Raw genomic sequence first — 2,515 nt, forward strand, 5'->3', positions numbered from 1 at the left:
AAATACAAATGAAACCATCTTTTGCAATTCCTTATCGGGAATATCTTCCGTTGCATGCGCAAGCCGGTTGCGGATTTTGTGCAATTCCATAACTGGCTGCGGCGGTTGAAGCCCTTCTGCAAGCGTCTGTATTTTCAGCTCAAGCCATGCTTTCTGTTCATCGGAAAGCCGGTAGATATCGGGCATGTCGCCGGAATACTTTTGCTGCAATGCGGTAAGGGCTTCACGGGATTTGTGTAATACCATATCTTGTACCATATATATTTCGCCATTACTGATAACGAGCACGTTGCTTATCAAGATTCACTTGAGCATCTTGTAAATCTTCTTTAGCTTCTACAATTGCTGCCATAATAATGTTAAAATATACTGTATCTGCAAAGAGATTCGTTTTATAAATCCCCGCTTTTGCTTGTGTAAACTCATCGAGTTTCTTGATTTCAGAATCGATAGAATTTTTAATCGGTAGATAATTCTCAGAATCTGTTTTCGTACGACGAAGCTCCAATAAATCAGGGGTCTTAAAGACAGTAGGATCTTTAATCACTTGGTGGTTAGAAGAGATTTCTATTTCAGCTGAATAAGAGTCTCCTCTACAGCCATCTATCCAATGTGCAGTATTACCAACTATCTTAAAACTCCCAGCGTGAAAATAAAAATCATAATCACCTAACAACTCGCAATTCTGGTCATAATATGCCCCAGAGCGGTTATGCCTTGGGTGTGTATATTCTGGGCAAAGATAATGAGGCTCAATATTGTTATAGCTATATATCCTATACGGTTCTACAATCTTATATGCCATAACACCGTCTTTCATTTTATATTCAGCAGGTTGCTTCTCTTGGTGAGTATAAAAGCGTTCCGTTACAATTTTTTCAAACGCTTTAAGCCCATCCTTAATGTCATCTATCGCCGTGTTGCAATCCAGTCCATTTTGTTGAATGCACGTCTCTACAATTTGGCGTACTTTTTTTTGTTGCTTTTCCGTACCCCAGATGCAGTATTCAATAAGCTGACAGTCCATCAAATCAACTTCGGTACGGTCGTTTAAGAATGCGGAGGTTTTTAAGATGCGCACTATTTTTTTCCAGCGGCGGTCGCCGATTGCAAATGATTCACCGGCAGCTTTTTCTTCTTCACTCAATGTCTCATTCTGCACCGTCAGTTCTTTACGGATTGCGGAAATAACCGCTCGTGCTTCTTCTGAAAGCTGCACTGTATCGATCTGTGTTTTCCAGCTCTTTAAGTCTTCGTTGGAAATCTGTAATTTTTTAATCTCATCGGAAAGTTCAAATTCAGAGGACGAACCTTCTACCATATCAAAAAAACTATCTTCGTTTTGAATAAACCCTATGGGTAAACGGAGGATAAACCGGTCATACAGCGCTTCAAGTCCGCGGTTTTTTGCAGGCAGTTCGTTTGATGCGGCTAGTAATGCTTTTAGAGGCACGTCTTGTACTGTACTGCCGTTATGAAATTTCCGCTCGTTTATGATGGTAAGGAGTGTGTTGAGAATTGCAGGGCTTGCCTTCCAAATTTCATCGAGAAAGGCAATATCCGCTTCCGGCAGCATATTCTCTGTGAGACGGCGGTATTCTTCTTTGCCGCTTTCACCTTCGCCGTTCAAGGCTTTGAGCGAAATATTGCCGAACACATCTTCCGGTGTAGAAAATTGATTTAAGAGTGTTTCAAAATACTGAACACTTCCATCGCCGTCCGCCTTAAATGCCTGTGCAATGCGCCGTGCAAGCATGCTTTTGGCACACCCGGGAGCGCCTAAAAAGAAAATACTTTCTCCTGCTATTGCAGCTAAAAGCGCAAGGCGCAGCGCTTCGTCTTTTTCGTATAGACCTTCGCTGAGTGCATTTTTAAGTGCAGCTATCCTATCGTGATGTTTTGTTGTTTCTGGCATCTGTGGTTCCTCCTGTCCGGCATTTGATTGTGTGGTCTCCTATGGTTACTATAGTCATTTATTCTGCCGATTGACAGATTTTTTACAGTTTTTTAATAAAACGGCTTATCGTTCTGCTTGCATCGGTTTTATCTTTGCCGAACTGTGCGGCAATATCTTCTTGCGTGGGGAAGTCTTCCGCTTCAAAAAATAGCCGGATGAGCGTGCGTCCATGTTCAGTATCTGAAAAGTGTGCATTGCACAAGACTACAGCTATTACGCTACTGTCTACTTTTGCCGCATCTAGTTCGCATAACACCCGATGAGTCAGCAATGCGGAAAGATACGGCTTTGTGCGGTCTTGGGATGCGACAAACGCTACATCAATAAGCTGGAGGCTGTGCTCAATGTAGTCTTGTTCTATTAAACAGGAATCGACTGTTTTGTAACCGTTTTGGATGCATAGTGCCGCAGAATCAAACAGAGAGTATTCATTGCTGTTTTCAGAATCGATATGTTCTGATTGTACAGCGGTCTGTAACTGCCATTGTATCAGCTCGGCTATTTCTGGAATAGTCAATAGTAGTGCAGTGCCTAAACATCCCAAATGTATTTAAGCAG

The 2,515-nt window shown here is 42.1% G+C and carries 2 protein-coding genes and 1 pseudogene; all 3 read right to left on the minus strand.

What is annotated here, in order from left to right; translation table 11 throughout:
* Positions 1-246, minus strand: a pseudogene (locus ACTTJ8_RS11625) (hypothetical protein); the annotation flags it as partial.
* Between the two features lie 25 nt (positions 247-271).
* The gene (locus ACTTJ8_RS11630) at positions 272-1,915 is read right to left on the minus strand and encodes an AAA family ATPase (RefSeq protein ID WP_442716942.1); all 1,644 of its coding nucleotides are present in this window, start codon (positions 1,913-1,915) and stop codon (positions 272-274) included.
* Between the two features lie 82 nt (positions 1,916-1,997).
* Positions 1,998-2,474, minus strand: a complete 477-nt coding sequence (locus ACTTJ8_RS11635) for a hypothetical protein (protein ID WP_442716943.1) — start codon at positions 2,472-2,474, stop codon at positions 1,998-2,000.
* Between the last annotated feature and the right edge of the window lie 41 nt (positions 2,475-2,515).

Origin of the sequence: Treponema sp., assembly GCF_052169735.1 — a bacterium.
In the GTDB taxonomy this organism is placed as follows: domain Bacteria; phylum Spirochaetota; class Spirochaetia; order Treponematales; family Treponemataceae; genus Treponema.

What these genes read in the sequence shown, in the direction of transcription:
- ACTTJ8_RS11630 (WP_442716942.1), bottom strand. Translation starts at nt 1,915, where the DNA reads ATGCCAGAAACAACAAAACATCACGATAGGATAGCTGCACTTAAAAAT.